The 18,490-nt window shown below is 72.1% G+C and carries 17 protein-coding genes; 12 read left to right on the plus strand and 5 right to left on the minus strand.

Annotated features, from left to right (window positions below; genetic code table 11):
• Positions 1–32: 32 nt before the first annotated feature.
• Both dctA and ADK86_RS31360 read left to right on the plus strand, forming a co-directional pair.
• Positions 33–1,400 (plus strand): C4-dicarboxylate transporter DctA, encoded by a 1,368-nt coding sequence (gene dctA, locus ADK86_RS31355; RefSeq protein ID WP_053699634.1) that lies wholly within the window; start codon positions 33–35, stop codon positions 1,398–1,400.
• Positions 1,401–1,447: 47 nt separating this feature from the next.
• Positions 1,448–1,852: a RidA family protein gene (locus tag ADK86_RS31360; protein WP_053699635.1), complete on the plus strand. Its 405-nt coding sequence runs from the start codon at positions 1,448–1,450 to the stop codon at positions 1,850–1,852.
• Between the two features lie 223 nt (positions 1,853–2,075).
• Here ADK86_RS31360 and ADK86_RS31365 read toward each other — a convergent pair whose 3' ends face one another.
• Positions 2,076–2,648 (minus strand): hypothetical protein, encoded by a 573-nt coding sequence (locus tag ADK86_RS31365; RefSeq protein ID WP_053699636.1) that lies wholly within the window; start codon positions 2,646–2,648, stop codon positions 2,076–2,078.
• 381 nt (positions 2,649–3,029) lie between these two features.
• The gene (locus ADK86_RS31370) at positions 3,030–4,124 is read right to left on the minus strand and encodes an SDR family NAD(P)-dependent oxidoreductase (protein WP_234346116.1); all 1,095 of its coding nucleotides are present in this window, start codon (positions 4,122–4,124) and stop codon (positions 3,030–3,032) included.
• Between the two features lie 82 nt (positions 4,125–4,206).
• Here ADK86_RS31370 and ADK86_RS31375 point away from each other — a divergent pair, with 82 nt between their 5' ends.
• The 7 genes from ADK86_RS31375 to ADK86_RS45315 all read left to right on the plus strand — a co-directional run bounded on the left by ADK86_RS31375 (position 4,207) and on the right by ADK86_RS45315 (position 11,550).
• Positions 4,207–5,010 carry an alpha/beta fold hydrolase gene (locus tag ADK86_RS31375; RefSeq protein ID WP_053699637.1) on the plus strand — a complete coding sequence of 268 codons (804 nt, stop codon included), beginning with the start codon at positions 4,207–4,209 and terminating at the stop codon, positions 5,008–5,010.
• A complete protein-coding gene (locus ADK86_RS31380) occupies positions 5,010–6,278 on the plus strand; it encodes a PP2C family protein-serine/threonine phosphatase (RefSeq protein ID WP_053699638.1) in 1,269 nt (422 codons plus the stop codon). Before ADK86_RS31375 ends, ADK86_RS31380 begins: the two co-directional genes overlap by 1 nt.
• A gap of 37 nt (positions 6,279–6,315) precedes the next feature.
• Positions 6,316–6,654 carry an STAS domain-containing protein gene (locus ADK86_RS31385; RefSeq protein ID WP_053699639.1) on the plus strand — a complete coding sequence of 113 codons (339 nt, stop codon included), beginning with the start codon at positions 6,316–6,318 and terminating at the stop codon, positions 6,652–6,654.
• A gap of 161 nt (positions 6,655–6,815) precedes the next feature.
• Positions 6,816–7,244, plus strand: coding sequence for a DUF2690 domain-containing protein (locus tag ADK86_RS31390; protein WP_159394003.1), 429 nt, complete (start codon positions 6,816–6,818; stop codon positions 7,242–7,244).
• A 169-nt stretch (positions 7,245–7,413) separates the two neighbouring features.
• Positions 7,414–8,301, plus strand: coding sequence for a hypothetical protein (locus ADK86_RS31395; protein WP_053699641.1), 888 nt, complete (start codon positions 7,414–7,416; stop codon positions 8,299–8,301).
• Entirely contained in the window at positions 8,294–9,505 is a 1,212-nt protein-coding gene (locus tag ADK86_RS31400; RefSeq protein WP_053699642.1) for a GMC oxidoreductase, read from the plus strand. The genes ADK86_RS31395 and ADK86_RS31400 overlap by 8 nt, the downstream gene beginning before the upstream one ends.
• A 98-nt stretch (positions 9,506–9,603) precedes the next feature.
• Entirely contained in the window at positions 9,604–11,550 is a 1,947-nt protein-coding gene (locus ADK86_RS45315; RefSeq protein WP_053699660.1) for a hypothetical protein, read from the plus strand.
• Positions 11,551–12,178: 628 nt separating this feature from the next.
• Here the strand turns inward: ADK86_RS45315 and ADK86_RS31410 are convergent.
• Positions 12,179–12,721: a hypothetical protein gene (locus ADK86_RS31410; protein WP_053699643.1), complete on the minus strand. Its 543-nt coding sequence runs from the start codon at positions 12,719–12,721 to the stop codon at positions 12,179–12,181.
• A 247-nt stretch (positions 12,722–12,968) separates the two neighbouring features.
• On the opposite strand from ADK86_RS31410, the gene ADK86_RS31415 reads away from it, so the two are divergent.
• Positions 12,969–13,730 (plus strand): MerR family transcriptional regulator, encoded by a 762-nt coding sequence (locus ADK86_RS31415; protein ID WP_053699644.1) that lies wholly within the window; start codon positions 12,969–12,971, stop codon positions 13,728–13,730.
• Between the two features lie 636 nt (positions 13,731–14,366).
• A complete protein-coding gene (locus tag ADK86_RS31420) occupies positions 14,367–15,158 on the plus strand; it encodes a phytanoyl-CoA dioxygenase family protein (protein ID WP_234346111.1) in 792 nt (263 codons plus the stop codon).
• A 62-nt stretch (positions 15,159–15,220) separates the two neighbouring features.
• Here ADK86_RS31420 and ADK86_RS31425 read toward each other — a convergent pair whose 3' ends face one another.
• Both ADK86_RS31425 and ADK86_RS31430 read right to left on the minus strand, forming a co-directional pair.
• On the minus strand, positions 15,221–16,522 hold the full coding sequence (locus ADK86_RS31425) for a condensation domain-containing protein (RefSeq protein ID WP_053699646.1): 1,302 nt from the start codon (positions 16,520–16,522) through the stop codon (positions 15,221–15,223).
• Positions 16,519–16,773 (minus strand): acyl carrier protein, encoded by a 255-nt coding sequence (locus tag ADK86_RS31430; RefSeq protein WP_003981364.1) that lies wholly within the window; start codon positions 16,771–16,773, stop codon positions 16,519–16,521. The genes ADK86_RS31425 and ADK86_RS31430 overlap by 4 nt, the downstream gene beginning before the upstream one ends.
• Positions 16,774–16,948: 175 nt before the next feature.
• Between ADK86_RS31430 and ADK86_RS31435 the strand changes: the two genes are divergently transcribed.
• A complete protein-coding gene (locus ADK86_RS31435; protein ID WP_053699647.1) occupies positions 16,949–18,475 on the plus strand; it encodes an amino acid adenylation domain-containing protein in 1,527 nt (508 codons plus the stop codon).
• Positions 18,476–18,490: the final 15 nt, after the last annotated feature.

The following is an 18,490-nucleotide window of genomic DNA, read 5'->3' on the forward strand; positions in this document are numbered from 1 at the left end:
GTCCGTTCCGCAGAGGAGACGAGGAGATCGCCATGGCACCGTCCGTGTCCGCCGCCCCGGCCCGGCCGCCCGCACCGGCGCCCGCCCGGTCCCGGCCGTGGTACCGGCAGCTCTACTTCTGGGTCCTGTTCGCGATCGTCTCCGGCGTCCTGACCGGCTGGCTGTGGCCGGCCGCCGGGACGGCGCTCGGGCCGGTCGGCACCACCTTCGTGGCCGCCGTGAAGATGCTGATCTCACCGATCGTCTTCCTGACCGTCGTGGCCGGCATCGGCGGCGTCGACAGCCTCGGCCGGGTCGGCCGGGTGGGTCTGAAGTCGCTCGCCTACTTCCAGGCGGGCACGCTGGTCGCCCTCCTGCTGGGCCTGCTCGCCGTCAACGTCTTCCGGCCCGGCGCCGGGGTGCACGCCGACCCCGGCACCCTGCGCCTGGAGGGCGACGCCGCGCGCTACGCCGAGCAGGGCTCGGACCAGAGCTGGTGGCACTTCCTCACCGACCTGGTGCCCACCAGCCCGGTCGGTGCCTTCGCCGAGGGCAACGTCCTCCAGGTGCTCTTCTTCTCGGTCCTCTTCGGCGTCGCCCTGAAGACCGTGGGGCCCGTCGGCGCGCCGATCGTGGACGGCGTGCACCGGCTGGGCGCGGTGGTCTTCAAAATCCTGCACCACGTGATGCTGGCCGCCCCCGTCGGCGCGTTCGGCGCGATGGCGTACACCATCGGTACGTACGGGATCTCCACCCTCACCGGCCTCGGCCGCCTCGTCGCCCTTTTCTACGGCACCTCGCTGGTCTTCGTCGTCGTGGTGCTCGGCGGCATCACCGCCTTTCTGCGGATCAACATCTTCCGGCTGCTGCATCACCTGCGGGAGGAATTCCTGCTCGTACTGGGCACTTCCTCCTCCGAGAGCGCCCTGCCGCGTCTCATGGCCAAGCTCGAAGGGCTCGGCGTCCGCCGGGACATCGTCGGGTTGACCGTCCCTACGGGCTATTCGTTCAACCTCGACGGCAGCTCGATCTACCTCTCGCTGGCCGCCGTCTACATCGCCCAGGCCACCGACACCCCACTGGGCCTCGGACAGCAACTCGGCCTGCTCGCCGTCATGCTGCTCACGTCGAAGGGCTCCGGCGGCGTCACCGGCGCGGGCTTCATCGCGCTGGCGGCCACGCTCTCGACCGTCGGTACGGTGCCGGCCGCGGGCATCATGCTCGTCTTCGGCGTCGACAAGTTCATGTCCGAGTGCCGTGCCCTGACCAACCTGGCCGGCAACAGCGTCGCCACCCTCGTCGTCGCCCGCTGGGAACACGTCCTGGACAGCGCACGCGTCAACCAGGTCCTGCGGACGGGCACTCCGCGCCCCGAAGCACCCGGGGAGCGGGCGTCCGCACCGGTTCCGGCCCGGCGTTGACCCCGGCGGACGGGCTGCGATGATCGTCTCCGACGGAAGGAGACGGTATGGAGCACATACTGCGCCCCGAAGGCGCACCGCCGGTCAACGGGTACAGCCACGCGGTGCGTTTCTCGGGACCCATGGTCGTGGTCTCGGGGCAGGTGCCGGTGGCCCCGGACGGTGCGGTGGTGGGTGCCGGTGACGCCGAGGCACAGGTCCGGCAGGTGTACGCGAACCTCGCCACCGCACTGGAGGCGGCGGGCTCGGGCCTGGAGCACATCGTCAAGCTGACGGTGTATCTGACCGACCTGGAGGATCTGCCCACGTTCCGGCGCGTACGGGACGAACACCAGGACGCGGAGCACCCGCCGGCCTGCTCGCTGGTGCGCGTCGCCGGGCTGGTGCACCCCGACTTCCGTGTCGAGGTCGAAGCCCTGGCCGTGGCGCCGGACAGCCCGGCCACCGCCTGACGGGCGCGCTGCCCCGTATACGGAGAGGGCCGCCCGGAGCGGGCGGCCCTCGTGGTGCGGGCGTGCGGTGGTTCCTGATGGAGCGGTGATCCTTGGAAGTGCTGGTCTTACGGGTCATGGCTGCGGTACGCGGCGCCTTTCCGATGCATCTGGGATCGACCGGTCATGGGGGAGCTGACCGCTCAACTGCGAGGAGGCCGATGGCCGGTGGTGATCGCGGCCGTCAGCAGGGGCGGGCGTACCAGACCGGGGTCCAACTGGCCGTGCCGGAGCTGTAGGCGCCGCCGGTGTTCCAGCGCTCGCTGCCGTCCCGGTTGTAGAAGCGGCCCACAGTGCCCGGGGTCTGGTTGTTGACCCAGGTGCCGTCGCCGACCAGATTGGGCAGCTGGTAGTAGCCGCAGCGGTAGTAGTCGAAGCTGTTGCCGTTGCCGCCGGCGCCGTTGGCCCAGCCGCACAGGTGCCCATAGCCACAGGCGGGCTTGATGTCGCCCTTGGCCGGACCGGCCGCGAGGTCGTGCGCGTACTTCTGGCCGGGGGCCCGGACGATCATGCTGCCGCCCGGTACGAGGATCTTGTTGGCGGAGACCTGCTTGCCGCCCAGGTCGGCTACGTAGCCGTCGACCTGCGCCTGGAGCTGTGCGGACTGGGTGCCGGTCAGGCCGGCCTGCCGCGCCTGCGCGGCGAAGGGGGTGGCGGTACCGGTGTCGGCCGAGGCCGCGCCGGTGAGACCGAAGACCGATGCCGCGGCGAAGGTACCGGCGGCGAGGAGCATCGCGGACATTCTTCGTATTGCCATGAACGTCTCCCTCGGGTGTCCGGGTGGGCGAGCCGGTACCGCCCGGCTCGCCCGTCCAAGATGCCCCGGAGAGCAAACGGCGGACCACCCGTTTCTGGTCCACCTCCCGCACCCCTTCCCCCAGTCACGGGTGACCGTGGAAATAGCCGCTGGCCAGGGCGGAAGCGCTGTTTCCGGTCCGCGCGCCACCGCCGTACACAGACCGTCACCCCCGGTGACCAGCGACACAAGACGCCCCAGGAATGCCCAAAAACGTCACTGGCGGCATCCGGGATTTCGCGTACAACCCGGACGGTGGCCCGTGCTTCGCCGGGCGTTCACCCGGACGGCGATCAGTGGACGGAAATCCCGCCGCCGAAGTACCGCCATCGGCAGGGCCGTTCACCGGAACCCCAGATCCGCCTCCACACCGCTCAGCTCGCAACTGGCCTCCCACAGCCGCGCCGCGACGGCGGCATCGGCCATCTGCTCCTGCACCGGCTCGGCCCGCGGCAGGCCGCGCAGCCCGAACACCCGCGGCCCCCACAGCTGTCCGCCCGTCGCCAGCGGGTCGAGGACGGCCCGTACGACGGGCCACGCGCCGGCGTCCTTGCCCTGGACGAGCACTCCGGCGGGCAGCCCGCGCAGCCGCTCGCCCGAGGTCCGTACGTGCACCGGCGGACGCGACGGCGTGCGGGCGTCCAGGGCGCCGCCGGGGTGGGCCACCAGGCTGCTGACCGTGCTGCCCAGCGCGCGCAGATGGCGGTCGAGGGCGAAACCGAAGGTCATCTGCGCCAGTTTCGAGCGTCCGTAGGTCCGCTTCGGGCGGTAGTCGTCCGCGCGGGACTGGAGATCGGTCAGGTCCAGTCGCTCGGATTTCGCGGCGAAGCTGCCGACGGTGACCACACGGGCGGCCGGCGCGGCCATGAGCAGCGGTGCGAGCCACCGGGTCAGCGCGAAGTGCCCGAGGTGGTTGGTCCCGAACATCAGCTCGTGGCCGTCCGCGGTCTCGCGGCGCGGCGGATCGTCGAGCGCCACCCCGGCGTTGTGCACCACCGCGTCGAGGCGGTCCAGCGCGAGCGCGTCCACGGTGGCCGGGAGGGACGCCAGGTCCGCGAGGTCCAGCGGCACGTGCCGTACGCGGGCGCCCGGGACCCGGGAGCGGATGCTCGCCGCGGCGGCCTCGGCCTTCGTACGGTCGCGGCTGCCCAGCACGACGGTGGCTCCCGTGCCGGCGAGCTGTTCCGCGACGAAGTAGCCGATGCCCGCGTTGCCGCCGGTGACCAGGATGGACCTGCCCTCGGCGGACGGCGGACGATGTACGTCCCAAGAACCGGACGGGGTCGGGTGCGGATGCCGGCTTGCGGAAGGCACGGTGTCGGGCTCCTCGGTCGCGTCGTGGGCCGCCGGGCGGCGGCGGGCGCCCGGCCGCCGCGGCGTCGGGCCGTCCCGTACGGCAAGATCGCAGCGGCCGCCGACACGGCGCCGATGCGCCACCGACGGCCCGCCGCCCCGGCGCTCCGTCCCGGCCCGGCGGGGGCCTGCCGGAGCGATCATGGGGGATGCGAGGATGGGCCGTATGGACATCCTGCGCAGGAACAACGTCACCGTCACGGGGAACCCGGACGGACCGGCCGTGGTGCTGGCCCACGGTTTCGGCTGCGACCAGAACATGTGGCGTCTGACCGTTCCCGCCCTGGCCGATGTCCACCGTGTGGTGCTGTTCGACTACGTCGGCTGCGGCCGCTCCGACCTGTCGGCGTTCCGGGAGGACCGCTACACCTCCCTCGACGGCTACGCGCAGGACGTGGTGGAGATCGCCGAGGCCCTCGACCTGCGCGACGCGACGTTCGTCGGGCACTCGGTCAGCGCCATGACCGGCGTGCTCGCCGCCCGGCGGGCCCCGGAGCGCTTCGGCGCCCTGGTCATGGTCGCCCCGTCCCCGCGCTACATCGACGACGAGGGCTACCGCGGCGGGTTCACCGCTGCGGACATCGACGAGCTGCTGGGCTCGCTGGACTCCAACTACCTGGGCTGGTCGGCCGCCATGGCGCCGGTGATCATGGGCAATCCGGAGCGGCCCGAGCTGGGCGAGGAGCTGACCCGCAGCTTCTGCGCCACCGACCCCGACATGGCCCGTGTCTTCGCCCGCACCACCTTCCTGTCCGACTCCCGCGACGACCTGAAGTCGGTGACCGTGCCGACGCTGGTGCTGGAGTGCACCCAGGACATGATCGCCCCGCGCGAGGTCGGCGCGTACGTCCATAGCCGCATCCCCGGCTCGACGCTGGTCACCCTGGACGCCACCGGCCACTGCCCGCATCTGTCCGCGCCCGAGGCCACCAACCGGGCGATCACCGGTTTCCTGACGGGGCTGCGGTGATGAGCCGTACCGGACGGGACAGCCCCGAGCCGCACGGGGCGGGCGGCGACGGCGCCACGGCCGCCGCGTTCGCCGCCCTGCTGGAGGACAGCGCCGAGGAGCTCTACGACTCCGCGCCCTGCGGCTATGTGTCCACGCTGATGGACGGCACCATCGCGAAGGTCAACGCCACGCTCCTGGACTGGCTCGGTCTGGAGCGGGACGCGGTGGTCGGGCGGACGCGGTTCGCCGATCTTCTCACCATGGGCGGCAAGCTGTACCACGAGACGCACTTCGCACCGCTGCTGCGCATGCAGGGCGAGATCAACGGGATCGCGCTGGAGATCCGGCGCGCCGACGGCACGCGTATCCCGGTGCTGGTCTCGGCCACCGTCAAGTACGGCAGCGAGGGCGAGCCGCTGCTGATCCGCGCCACCCTCTTCGACGCCCGCGACCGGCGCGCGTACGAGGAGGAGCTGCTGCGGCGCCAGCAGGAGGCGGAAGCGGCCCGCCGGCGGGCGGAGGCCGACCGCGCGCGCCTCCAGGAGGCGCTGGCCGCCCTCCAGCAGAGCCTGCTGCCCACCGTGCTGCCCGAGATACCGGGGCTGGAGGTGGCCTCGTACTACCACACCGCCTCCCCCGACCGGCTCGGCGGCGACTTCTACGACCTGTTCGCCCTGGACGGCAAGCGCTGGGCGTTCTTCCTCGGGGACGTGAGCGGCAAGGGCCCCCGGGCGGCCGCCCTGACCTCGCTGACCCGCTACACCCTGCGCGCCGCCGCACTGCACGACCCGGACCCGGAGGCCACGCTCGCCACCTTGAACACGGTTCTCCACGAGCGGTACAGCGGCGGCGATCCGCGGTACTGCACGGCCATATTCGGGGTGCTGGAGCCGGATCAGGACAGCGGGGAGGTCACCGTACGGCTCGCCTCCGGCGGCCACCCTCCCGCGCTGGTCCTGCGCGCCGACGGCACCTGCGACTACCTGCCCACCCCGGGCGGTCTGCTGGTCGGCATCCTGCCGGAGCCACGCTTCGTCACCGCCACCACCACCCTCGCCCCGGGCGACGGTCTCCTGCTGTACACCGACGGTCTCACCGAGGCCCGCACGGGCCCCGACCGCGCCCTGTACGGGGAGGAAGCCCTGCGTACGTTCGCCGCCGGCCATGCCGGGTCGCCGCCGCGTGCCGTGATCCAGGCACTGACCGGCCTGCTGGAAGGTTTCGGCGACGGCCTGGACGACGACACCGCCCTGCTCGCCCTCGGGGTCCCGGCTGTACAGTCCTGACCCGTTCTGTCCCTGTCCCTCCGACCCCACCCCAGAGATGAGCTCGCTGAAGATCACCACCCGAGACGCCGCGACCGGTCCCGTACTGGAGATCGTCGGCGACCTCGACTACGAGCACGCCGACGAGCTGCGCACCGTCGTGTCCGGCCTGACCCTGCGGCCGGGCCAGCGGCTGGTCCTCGATCTCGCGGCGATGGAGTTCTGCGACTCCAGCGGCATCACCGCCCTGCTGGCCGCGCGCCACCACGCCCTCGCCGCGCAGGCCGACATCGCCCTGGCCGCGGTGCCCGCCAACACGCTGCGCGTCCTCCGTTACGTAGGACTCGACCAGATCTTCACCTGCCACCCGGACAGCGAGACCGCGACCGCTTCCTGACGGGCGCTCCCGACCGCTGCCCTGGGACACACCGCCATAAGTCGCATTGTCCGACTTATTACTACTCGGGCCTCTTGTCGCACTCTTCGGCGTAGGCTCCCCGTCGACAGGACGGCCCCGGCAAGGGGTTTCTGCCGCACCAGGGGGTAATCACTATGCGCATGATCTCCACGGCTGTCGCCACACTGGCGCTCACCGCCTCCTCGCTGATCCCCGCCACGCACACCACAGCTCTCCACACCTCCGCCAAGGCTCCGCTGCCCGCCTGCAAGGGCCCGGCCTGCAACGGGCTCACGCCCGAGGAAGGCGGCTGTGCCGACAACGCGGACACGCTCGATTCGGGGACCCTGGGCAGCGCCAGGGTCGAGCTCCGCTACAAGGCGGCGTGCCGGGCCGCCTGGGTCCGGGTCCACGGCCCGGTCGGGACGATCGGCACGGTCGCCAACACCGCGAACCCGCAGAACACCTACGAGACCCGGATCGACCGGGGCAGCGACGCGCACTCCCGGATGGTCAACGACATGGACCTCAAGGCCGCCGCGTGCATGACCGTCCCCGGCGCCGGAACCGTGTGCACCGGCTGGAAGTGACACCCGTCCGCCGCACGGCCCAGGCCCCTCCCGGAGATGCCGTTCCTCTTCCGGCCGTCTCGCCACGGAACCCCGCTTCTCTGAGAGGCCCGGTACCTGACGCGCGCCGACCGCGTTGTTCAGTGTCGACGGCCCGGGCACGGGCCCCTGGACCGGACGGAGCCGCCCCATGACCGAGCCCCCGCCCCTGTCCTCCCCGCCGTTGCCGCGGCGCGTCTTCCTGGTCCGTACGGGTGTCCTCGGCGCCGCCGGAGCGGGACTCGCCGGCGGTCACGACCGGGCCGCCGCCGCGCCGGCGCCGGGTGTGGAGGAACTGCTCGGCCTGGTGCGGCCGGTGCTCGCGCGGCTGGCCCTGGACACCTTCCGCGGTCTCGCCGCCTTCGCGCTGCCCGGCGACGACGCGTACTCGCGCGCGCAGGGCACGCCGCGCGGCCGGGCCGGCGGGGTCGCCGCCGAGGCCGGTGAACTCGTCGCGGCCTCGCTCGACCGGTTCGTACCGTTCCCGCAGGAGGTGGCCCGGCCACTGACCATGGCGCTGGTGACGGCCACGGCAGAGGCGGGGATCGAGCTGCCCCGCCACCTTCCGTCGGAGCTGGGGCGGTTGGACGCCGCGCTGCGCCTGCTGCTGCGCGGGGACGAGAAGATCCCTCTGTCCCTCGTCGCGGCCGTGCTGCTCGGCCTCCTCGCCGCGCAGGTGAATCCGGCGGCGGGCGGCCCCTTCCTGTCGCCGTTCTCCCGGCTGTCCTACCGCGACAAGGCCCGGGCCTTCGAGCTGCTGGAGCACACCGACTCCGACCTCGTCGCCCTGCTGGACACCCACCTCCCGCAACCGCTGCGCGGCTCCGTGTCCGGCCTGCTGAAGTACCTGGGCAGCGGCCTGCTGTCCCTCGCCGCCTTCGGCTGCTTCACCGAGCATGCCGTATGGGACGCCGCGCGGCGCGACATCACGGCGCTGCCCGTGGGGTGGCGGCTCACCGGCTACGACGGCCGGGCCGACGGGCTCGACGACTTCAAGGGCTACTACCAGGGCCGTAAGGAGGCCGTCGGACGTGCGTGATGTCATCGTCGTCGGCGCGGGCGGCGGCGGCCCGGTGGTCGCCAAGGAACTGGCGGAGCGCGGGCTGGATGTCCTGCTGCTGGAGGCCGGTCCCCGGCACGCCCATCCCCGCGAGGAATGGACGCATTACGAGAACGACGCCAATCACCCGCTCACCGGGTTCTTCCGCTTCGGCCCTGCGGACCGGGCGAAGAGCGCGTGGTTCCGTGAGACCCCGCAGAGTTCCTTTGTCATGCAGCTCTCCGGCGTCGGCGGCACGACACAGCATTACTTCGCCAATTCCCCGCGCGCCTATCCGGGCGCGTTCTCCGGTTATTCCGGCCCGGACGCCGGCGCGTACGACACCCGCCACCGCTTCCCGTTCCCCTACGCCGAACTGGTGCCGTACTACGAGTGGGTGGAGGCCACCCTGCCCGTCCAAACGGCTGCGATGGGCACCAAGGAAGAAGTCTATTTCCAGGGGTGCGAAACGCTCGGCATTCCCGTGCAGACGGCCCTGACCACCACCGGCGATTCCTACCGTCCGCAGCAGAACGCCATTCTGCAGCCGGGCGGCCACGCCGGACGCACCGCCGACCCCCGCCTGCTGATCTTCCCCCGGTCCACCGGCTGTACGTTCTGCGGCCATTGCTCGCAGGGCTGTATGCAGCCGGTCCGCGCGCCGCGCAACCAGTTCGCCAAGCGCTCGACGGACAACAGCTACGTACCGATGGCGCTGACCGCCGACGTATGGTCCCCCGGCGGCCGGGCCGCCGAGCTGATCACCGACGCGTTCGTGACCCGTATCCACACCGAGGCGGGCGCGGCGACCGGCGTCACCTGGCGCAACCGCGAGTTCCTGGCCCGCAAGGCGACCGCGCTGCTGCGGGGCGCGGGGGCCCGTACGGTGCTGCGCGTCGACATGTTCCCCGTACCGCTGCACGTGCAGTCGTCCCTGCGTACGGGCCTGGACCCGCGCACCTCGGTGCTGGACGCCGACTGCCGCAGCCGCGCGGTCGACCGGCTGTACGTCGCCGACAACTCGGCCCTCGCGAACTCCCTCGGCGGCCCGAACCCGACCCTGACCACCCAGGCCCTGGCGGCCCGCACCGCCGAACGCGTCTTCACCCGGGTCTTCGGCGGGGACCCGTGGGTCCGCACCGGTGCGCCCGTCGTGTCGACGGACCTACGCGTCAGCCGCCGCCTCGCCGAACTGGGACTCTGAGCGCCCCCGAATGTCACGGTGACCCCGGCACCATTCACTCGTTTGAAGGAGGGAAGCGACGCCCGTACCGCAGTCAGCCTTTGGAGGCGCCCCAGTCCATGGTCACGTCCCGCCACCGCTCCCCGGACGGCCGTGAACGGATCACGCTCGACGAAGCCGAGGCCGGCCTCGTCGAGCAGTACCCCGACCTGGTCCGGCTCGCCTACCTGACGCTTCCGCCCACGCTCAGCAGACACCGCAAGGTCCTCACCGCCCACGGTCTCGTGCAGCGCGCGCTGCCCGGGTTCCGGCAGCGCAAGGCGGTCCCCCGGGTGCCGGCGCAGCGCCTGGGGACGGAGCGGCACGGGTCGGCGTGGGTACGGGAACGGGTGCTGCGCGCGGCGCTGGCGTACGAGCGGCGTCCGCGGTGGTGGCCGGCGAGCCTGCCGCCACCGCGTGCCTTGCGGCCCACGCTGCCGCTGGTGTGGGGGCTGCGGCTGTTCCCGCGGGCGGGCGGCCGGGAGGAGATCGCGTTGGGGCAGGCGCTCTCCGGGCTCTCCGCCGACGTGCGCGCGGCGTTCGTGCTGTGCCGCGCGGACGGGCTGCCCGAGACGCAGGTCCGGGCACTGCTCTGCGCGTCCGGGGCGCGCCGCCCGGACCGCGCCCTACGGATCGCGCGGCAGCTCGACGCCCCGGCCGTCGCTGCCGCCCAAACCCTGCTGCGCTCCGCCGAGTTCAACGCCTGCGCGGTACAGACCCGGCCCACGGACCTGCTGCGCCGCAGGCACCGGTTCCGCCTCGCCTGGGCGGTCGCGGCAGTGGTGGCGGTCGGCGCCGTGGTGCTGGCCGCCACCGGCGCCCCGACGGGACAGCGGCCCCCGCGCCCGGCCGTCGGCACCGCTACGGTCGCCCCCGAGGACCTGGTACGGGCGCCCCGCGAGGAGTGGGCCGACACCGCGCGCGTGGACTTCACCGCCTGGCCGCCCCGCGGCGGACGCACCGACGACCGCCACTTGCTCACCCGCGCCCTGGCAACCTGGACCAACCCCTCACGCGGCACGCACATCACCCGTACGCCCGGCACCTTCACCGGCCCTCCCCCGCCCGGCACACAACTCCTGTACGCGGGCGAGGCCGACGGCAGCGCCGTAGTGATCTTCCACGACGGCCTCCGCACCATCCGGTACACCGAACCCCTCTCCCCCGGCGGCCACGCCACCCTCGCCTTCGCCCGTACGGACAGCAGCGACATGACCACGGCCGCCGCACTCGTCGTCACCCGCCCGCACGGCGCGGCCCGCTACCTGACCGCCCCGTGGATCGCCGAGGCACAAACCCGCGACCTGCTGCGGCCCGACGCCCCCGCGCGGCGGTTGCGGGTCTCGGCGGAAGGCGTGACCGAGCCGGTACCCAGCCCGGTGGCGGCCGGGTCCTGCGGCTCATGGCCGACCCTCCAACTCCGCACATCCGCCCGCATCGCGGAGAAGAACACCTTCCTCATCACCGACCTCGGCGGCCCAGCACCCGTCCACCTCACCCACACTCCCCCACCGGGCGGCGACACTCCGACGTGGCAACCGCGCGAGGCAATCAGCGAGGCAGCCCTACGGAGCTGGTCCCGCACGGCCTGCCGCCTCCCGGAACTCCCCGACGGCGTACAAACGGTCAACGTATGGGACTTCGCCGACCAGCCCCTCCCCGAGGACGGCGGACGCGCCGTGTGGTCGTGCGTCCGGGCGGACACCTGGCGCGGACCGGGCGAGGTGACCGTGCTGTTGACGGCGCCGGGGGTGGCGGGGCGGGTGGTGGCCCGGGAACGCGCAACGGCGGCGTGCAGCCGGTACGGGCCTCAGGTCGTGGCAAGCGCCCGTTGGCGGGCTCAGTCCGGGCACGACTACCTGCTGGCGGCGGGGAGTCGGGGGGTTGTGGGGGTTGAGGTGGTGGGGGCCTTGGAGGAGGGGCGGTTTCTGGCGGTGCGGGCGGCTGCGGGTGGATGGGGACAGGTCAGGGGGCGCCTGGCCGGGGGCGGGAGGGCGATTGAGGTGGCGCGCTCGACGGAGGACTGACGGAAGGCGGGTGCACGGGAGACGACGGTGCCCCGATGAGCGGGTGGCCTTGTCGGCGCTTTCCCCTGGTGTCCTGAGCCGGGCCAGCAGGTGGCGGTCGTCGGCAGCGGCCATCGAGGGCGTGGTGGTCGGAGCTCGTGGAGGCCAGCGTTTCACCGAGGTTACGCTCGGCTCGATCGGCGCTCATTACGACGGGAATGGAAGGGTGTTCGGGCACTGGTGAGAGTCATCTTCGCCTGCGTCGAGGTCGGGTTGTGGGCCTGTCGGCCGGGCTACCGCTTCGCCGCGTCCTGCTGGCCGGCTCGCTCATTCGGCGGTCAGAACGTGTCGTCCGCAGGTGGAGGCGCGTACGCAGGACCGCTTCCGAGCGGCAGACGCGCTCGCGGTGGCCGCCTCCGGGACAGCTCGCAGTCGTACCGCCATACGGTCGACCGGTCGCGAGGCCGACGGGTGACGACAGCCCGAATCGTTCATCCGTCCGACGACGCCCCCTCCGCCAAGGGCCGTCGCCCCAGTGCCCCCGCCTCGTTCCCGGGGAAGAGGAACGAGGTGGCAGCGAGCCCGGCCCCCGGCTTCGCCGCACCGTCACTGCGACAGGGACCTGCTCCGCCGAAGAGCCGTTCGCGCCTCACCCCCGTCCGCCTCGCGTCACGCTCGATGGGCCCCGCACCTGCGGCACGCCCGTCAGGACCGTGCGCTGCTGTGCCCAGGCCGTACGGTACTTCAGCATGGCGAGGACCATGGTCACGGTGAGGAGGAGTGCGCCGCCGTCCGTCACCGCGCTCGGGATGATTCCCCAGGTGCCGTACAGGGCCGTGGCGGCGTCCCACATTGAAGGCGGGATCACCCAGAATCCGAGTCCTTGCGTGCAGTTCACGGCGAGCACGAGCCACCACAGGGCGCGCGGCCGGGTGCGCAGGGCCAGGATTCCTGCCGCGTTGCCAAGAATGTAAAGGCAACCGACGATCCGGAGCCACAGGGTGAAGCCGGGAGCGGAGGCCGCCGGATCGGCGCTTCCGCTGGTTCGCATCATCATTTCCACCAGCTCGTTGTTGATGATGACGAAATTGTGCACGGTGGTGCCGATGGTGAAGACGATCGAGCACACGCCCACCGTGATCTGCAGCTTCTTCGTGGCGGGTGTGGCTACCCATTGCGTTCCGGTGCTCATGGCAGCCCCTCAGTAGGTCGGCTTCCTGCCGCGTCATCCATAAGGACGCGTCCCGGCGTTGATTACCTGGCGGCCGGCGCCTCGCCTGGAAGCAGAGGCCCGCCGGGCCCTGTCACCCGACCGTGCCGTGCGCCGCCCCGCCGCCCAGTCCGAGAGCCGGGCTTGAAGCTGCCGCAGCGGAAACCTCTACCGTCCTGAACAGGGCCGGGGATTCCGGCCCGGTGAGGCACGTGTGAGGGAGGCGGCGATGGCCTGGCCGATCGCGGAGGTCGCCCGGATGTCGGGGGTGACGGCCCGGACACTACGGCACTACGACGAGATCGACCTGCTGCCGCCGGCCTGGACCGGGGCCAACGGCCATCGCTACTACGAGGAGCGCCAACTGCTGCGGCTGCAGCAGGTTCTCGTGCTGCGGGCGCTGGGCCTGGGACTGCCCGAGATCGGCCGGATCCTGGCCGCGCAGGTCGACGAGCTGCAGGCTCTGCGGGGCCACTACCGTCGGCTGCTCGCCGAGCGCGACCGGCTGGATGCCCTGGCCGGCACCGTCGCCCGCACGATCACCGAACTGGAGCAGTCCAGGAAGGACGGCACAGACATGATCAGCATCAGCCGGCCGGAGAACCTGTTCGAGGGCATCCGGTCCGCCCAGTGCATCAAGGCCCTGCACGGATTCCCGGAGCTGGTCGGGGCCGTCGAGCGGCGTACCGCGACGTTGAGCAGGGCTGAGGTCGAAGCCGACGAGCGCGAGCGCACGGCGCAGATGATCCGGCTGGCCGAGTTGATGGCCACCGGCCTGCCCGCCGACGCCGACGCGGTGCAGGCCGAGATCGACGCCCAATACCGGACGTTGGCCCGGAGCCGGGCAGCCACCGCCGAGGAGTACCGCGCGATCGGGCGTTGCTGCGTGGAGAACGAGCACTGGCACGCGGCGTACGAGGCGATCGCGCCGGGCCTGGCTGCCTACCAGCGGGCCGCCATCGAGGCGTACGCCGCGACGCGGCTGCGCTGAACCGGGGCAGGGCCGCCGCCACGGGGGTGCGGCGGCCCTGCCGGGACAGGCCACTTGCCGGTTCCGCCGGCCAAGGGCCCGCAGCCGTCGAGGAACGCCCACCTCTGCCCAGCGACGCTGCCGCCTGCCGTGGTGTACAAAGTGTTTCGCCCTGAGTTCGGGCGCGGCCCGGTAGCCGTGGGTCACGCCGGCCCCGCCGATCCGCAGCTCGCCCGTGACCCAGGACTGGTTGCCCAGGGGCCGGCCGTACGGGACGGAGGCCCAGCCGGCCGGGACGCCCGCGGGTGCGGCCGGCACCCGCACAGCACCCACACCCACCCCCGGAACCCCACCCCCGGCGCACATCGCACCCCCTCCCCACAGCCATCCCGAACCCCCCGTTCCGCTTCCGGCAACGGTTGCGCGGTGGATCACCACTGGAGTTAACTGGTCCCGTCGAACGGGGGCTGGAAAAGGGGTCGTGCCGGTGTGTCCGGGCGGCCGTCCTGCCGGCGCGGGCGTATGACACGGCCCGGCGCCGCCGTTCTTCTCTTCGCGGCCTGCCGCCGCATTCCACGCCGCTGCCCTGAAGCCCAATGGTTCTCGCGGGCAGGGCACTTCACAGAGGAGACGTCATACATGTCACGGGGAACCGCTGTGCCGCGCAATGCACGCGAGGAATACGAACGCAGCGGATGGCTCGCCGTTCCGGACCGGCTCGCTCCGGAAGCGCTGGAGAAGGTGCGGGACAGCATCGCGGCGATCTCCCGCACCGACCGGCCGGAAGTGGTGCAGGAAGCGGGCAGTGACACGGTGCGGGCGCTGCACGGCTGCCACGGTTACGACGACGTGTGCGCGCAGCTCGTACGGCATCCCCTGCTGCTGGACCTGGCCGAGGAACTGGTCGGTGACCGGGTGTACGTGTACCAGTTCAAGGTGAACATCAAGAGCCCGCGCGAGGGCCAGCAGTGGCCCTGGCACCAGGACTTCGCGTTCTGGGCGCACGAGGACGGCATGCCGGCGGCGGACGCGGTGAACATCGCGATCAACCTGGACGAGGTGCACGAGCACAACGGCCCGCTGACGGTCCTCACCGGCTCGCACCGTCTGGGCCTGATCGAGGCGCCGGAGGCGGCGCGGGCGGTCACCGGGCGCGACTGGCACGAGCATGTGTCGGCGCGGCTGACGCACACCGTGCCGGACGCGCGGGTGCGTGAACTCGCCGCGGACTTCCCGCCGGTGCGGATGACCGGCCCGGCGGGCGCGATCACCGCCTTCCACCCGAGCATCGTGCACTCGTCCACCGACAACCTCTCGGACGACCGGCGCGCGGTGCTGCTGATCACGTACAACTCGGTGCGCAACGCGCCCGTCCGGCCGAGCCGTCCGGACTTCCTGGTCGGCCGGGACACCACGCCGGTGGAGCGCCTGGTGGGCGCCCTGGCGTAACGGGGGCCGAGCGCGCACCGGAAGGCCCGCGCCGCCGCGAGCGGTGCGGGCCTTCCGGGGGTTCAGCGCGCGGCGCCCTGCCCGACGGCTTCTCCGTCCAGCAGATCCGGCACCGAACGCAGCAGGCCGAGGAAGGCGTCGAGGTGCCCGGCCAGTTCCGTACGGCTGTACAGCGCGTCGTTGCCGTCCAGGGAGATCTGGAGGCCCTGGCCGTCCAGCCGGTCGTACACGTTGACGGTCAGGTCCTCGACGGGCCCGGCGGCGAGGTTGTGGACGGTGGCCGGGTGGCCCGCGTAGCCGTTGCCGAAGCCGAAGGACATGATGTTCACGTCGGGGCCGAACTGCTTGCGGCCCTCGGGCAGTCCGGGCAGCTCCCGCACCAGCCGCTCCTGCGGGTAGCGCTGGTGCTCGACGGCCTCCGCCAGCCGTACCGAGACTTCGGTGACGACCTCGGCGAATGTGCGCTCCGGGGTGACCGTGACGCGCAGCGGCACGGTGTTCGTCAGCATGGCCGGTACGCGGCGGAGCATCGGGGCGGTGCGGCCGGTGACCGGCAGGCCCAGGACGACGTCGCGCACGCCCGTCGCACGGTGCAGCAGTACGGCGACGGCGGCGAGCACCACCTCGGGCCAGGTGGCCTCCAGGCGCCGGGCCGCGGCGCGCAGGGCGTCCACGTCGCCGGGGCCGAGGTGGCCGCTGTGCCGGATGTAGGAGCGGGTACGCGGCGGCTGCCGGTCCGCGAGGCTCGCGACCTCGGTCTGGTCCGCCATGCGCGCGAGCCAGTACCGGCGGTCCGCCGCGAACTCCGGCGACTCCTGGTAGGCGGTGTCCGCCGCGACCGCCTCGGCGAGCGTGCCGGGCGGGCGGGGGCGGCGCGGGCGTCCGGTGACCAGCGATGTGTAGACGTCGGCGACGTGCGCGGCGACGAGCGAGAGCCCGAAGCCGTCCACGACGACGTGGTGGGCGGCGCGGTACCAGAAGTGACGCTCGGGGCCCGCCTTGAACAGGGCCCAGGTGAACAGCGGTCCGGTGGCGAGGTCGTAGGTCCTCTCCAGATCCCGGCGCATCCGGCGTTCGGCGGCGGCGCGCGGGTCCGGTGCGGCGCTGACGTCCTCGTAGACCAGTGGTACGTCCACCGTGTCGTCGATGTCCTGGCAGAGCCCTTCCTCGCCGAGGCCGAAGCGGGCGCGCAGGGCCGGGGTCGCGGCCACCACCTCGCGAAGCGCCGCCTCGAAGAGGGTGCGGTCGACGGGGCCTTGGATGTCGCAGTACTCGGCGATGTTGAAGGACCGGTCGTCCGGGTCGAGTTGCTGGGCGACCCAGACGCCGGTCTGGGCCGCGGACAGGGGCAGTCGTACGGTCATCCGGCGGCCCGCAGCTCGCCGACGAACGCCACGACGCTGTCCAGGCTGTGGAATTTCTCGGCGAGCGGGGTGTCGCCGGGCATGACGACGCCGTAACGCTTCTCGATAAAGGCGCCGAGCCGGGCCACGGAGAGCGAGTCGAGAATCCCCCATTCCAGCAGCGGGGTGTCGCCTTCGACCGCGCCCTGGCCTTTGAGGACGTTCTCCTCGATGAATCCCTTGACAGCGTCAAGGGTCTCGCTATCCTTCATTTATCTCCCCCAGAGTTCATGTCAGGTATACGTCGGCATTTTCGCCGCATTCTCCCACCGAGCGGCTCCGCGAGCTGCACCTGACGGTAAATCACGCTACTGTTCCGCCGGGTTGACTGTCAAGGAACTTGATCTTTCCGGGCGGGCCGGGCAAGGAAGACATGGAGACCCGACTGTGAAACTGCACCAGCTCGTCCGGGAAGCGGCCCGGCGGACTCCGGACGCGCCGGCCGTCTCCGGTCCGGACGGGTCGGCGAATTACGCGCAACTGGACGCCTGGGCGGACACGATCGCCCGCGAACTGGCCGCCCGCGGGGTGCGCGAGGGCGACCGGGTCGGCATCTGGCTCGACAAGTCGGTGGCGGCCGTCGCGGTCATGGAGGCCACCCTCCGGCTGGGCGCCGCGTATGTGCCGCTCGATCCGCAGGCACCGCCGGCGCGCGTGGCCAAGCTGGTCGGCAACTTCACTCCGGCCCTGGTGGCGGCCCCTCCGGAGCGGGCCGCCGCACTGGCGGAGCGCGGTGTCACGGCCCCCGTCATGACCGCCTGGCCCGACGGCGGCGCCTGGGACCGGCTGCCCGCGGGGCCGGTGCGGCCCGGCCCGGACGTGCCGGAGCCGGACATCACCGACGACGACCTCGCCTTCATCCTCTACACATCCGGTTCCACCGGTGAGCCGAAGGGCGTGTGCCACAGTCACAACAGCGCGTGGGCGTGGGTCGAATGGGCCGCGAAAGCGGAGGGCGCGACGGCCGCCGACCGCCATTCCAATCACGCTCCTTTTCATTTCGACATGACGGTGATCGACGTTTACGTCCCGTTCTCCGTCGGCGGTTCCGTGCATCTCGTACCGCCGGAGACGGCATACAACGCCAAAGCCCTGGTCCAGTTCCTCGTCGACCATGCGATCACCGTCTGGTATTCGGTGCCGGCGGCCCTGATGCTGATGATGCGGCACGGCGGTCTGCTGGAGACCGAGGTGCCGTCGCTGCGCTGTCTGCTGTTCGCCGGTGAGTCCTTTCCGATCGGTCCGCTGCGGAAGCTCCGGCGGAATTTTCCGGACATTCGGTTCATGAATCTCTACGGTCCGACGGAAACCACCGTCTGCACCGCATACGAGGTCGGTGACATTCCGGACGACCGGCTGCTGCCGGTACCGATCGGCGGCCCGGTGTGCGGGGACCACGTCGTCGCGGTACGGCCCGACGGGCAGCCGGCCCGGCCCGGCGAGGAGGGCGAGCTGATCGTCACCGGGCCGAGCGTGATGCTCGGCTACTGGGGGCGCCCGCCGGTCACCGACCGGACGTACGCCACCGGTGACATCGCGCTCGTCCTGGAGGACGGCACCTTCCAGTTCGTCGGCCGCCGCGACGCGATGGTCAAGGTGCGCGGCAACCGCGTGGAACTGGGCGAGGTGGAGGCCGTTCTGCAGAGCCACGAGGGGGTCGCCGAGGCGGCCGCCGTGGTGCGCGGCACCGGCATCGACGCCGCCATCGTGGCGTACGTGGTCGCCGCGGACGGTCACGATCCCTCGCTCATCGGCCTCAAGCGGCACTGCGCCCAGCAGCTCCCCCGGTACGCGATCATCGAGACCGCGTACCGGCTGCCGTCCCTGCCGCGCAACGCCAACGGCAAGGTGGACCGCCGGGTGCTGACCGAGCGCGCCGCCGCGGAGGCGGACGGGGCGTCCGCCCCCGCGTAGGGGCGCGCGGTGGGT

This window comes from Streptomyces sp. NRRL F-5755 (assembly GCF_001279365.1).
In the GTDB taxonomy this organism is placed as follows: domain Bacteria; phylum Actinomycetota; class Actinomycetes; order Streptomycetales; family Streptomycetaceae; genus Streptomyces; species Streptomyces rimosus.

Excerpts from the sequence above, each read along its gene's own strand:
- ADK86_RS31360 (WP_053699635.1), top strand. The coding sequence starts at position 1,448 with ATGGAGCACATACTGCGCCCCGAAGGCGCACCGCCGGTCAACGGGTAC.
- dctA (WP_053699634.1), top strand. The coding sequence starts at position 33 with ATGGCACCGTCCGTGTCCGCCGCCCCGGCCCGGCCGCCCGCACCGGCG.
- ADK86_RS31415 (WP_053699644.1), top strand. The coding sequence starts at position 12,969 with ATGGCCTGGCCGATCGCGGAGGTCGCCCGGATGTCGGGGGTGACGGCC.
- ADK86_RS31430 (WP_003981364.1), bottom strand. The coding sequence starts at position 16,773 with ATGAAGGATAGCGAGACCCTTGACGCTGTCAAGGGATTCATCGAGGAG.
- ADK86_RS31425 (WP_053699646.1), bottom strand. The coding sequence starts at position 16,522 with ATGACCGTACGACTGCCCCTGTCCGCGGCCCAGACCGGCGTCTGGGTC.
- ADK86_RS31375 (WP_053699637.1), top strand. The coding sequence starts at position 4,207 with ATGGACATCCTGCGCAGGAACAACGTCACCGTCACGGGGAACCCGGAC.
- ADK86_RS31380 (WP_053699638.1), top strand. The coding sequence starts at position 5,010 with ATGAGCCGTACCGGACGGGACAGCCCCGAGCCGCACGGGGCGGGCGGC.
- ADK86_RS31390 (WP_159394003.1), top strand. The coding sequence starts at position 6,816 with ATGATCTCCACGGCTGTCGCCACACTGGCGCTCACCGCCTCCTCGCTG.
- ADK86_RS31410 (WP_053699643.1), bottom strand. The coding sequence starts at position 12,721 with ATGAGCACCGGAACGCAATGGGTAGCCACACCCGCCACGAAGAAGCTG.
- ADK86_RS31395 (WP_053699641.1), top strand. The coding sequence starts at position 7,414 with ATGACCGAGCCCCCGCCCCTGTCCTCCCCGCCGTTGCCGCGGCGCGTC.
- ADK86_RS31365 (WP_053699636.1), bottom strand. The coding sequence starts at position 2,648 with ATGGCAATACGAAGAATGTCCGCGATGCTCCTCGCCGCCGGTACCTTC.
- ADK86_RS45315 (WP_053699660.1), top strand. The coding sequence starts at position 9,604 with ATGGTCACGTCCCGCCACCGCTCCCCGGACGGCCGTGAACGGATCACG.
- ADK86_RS31385 (WP_053699639.1), top strand. The coding sequence starts at position 6,316 with ATGAGCTCGCTGAAGATCACCACCCGAGACGCCGCGACCGGTCCCGTA.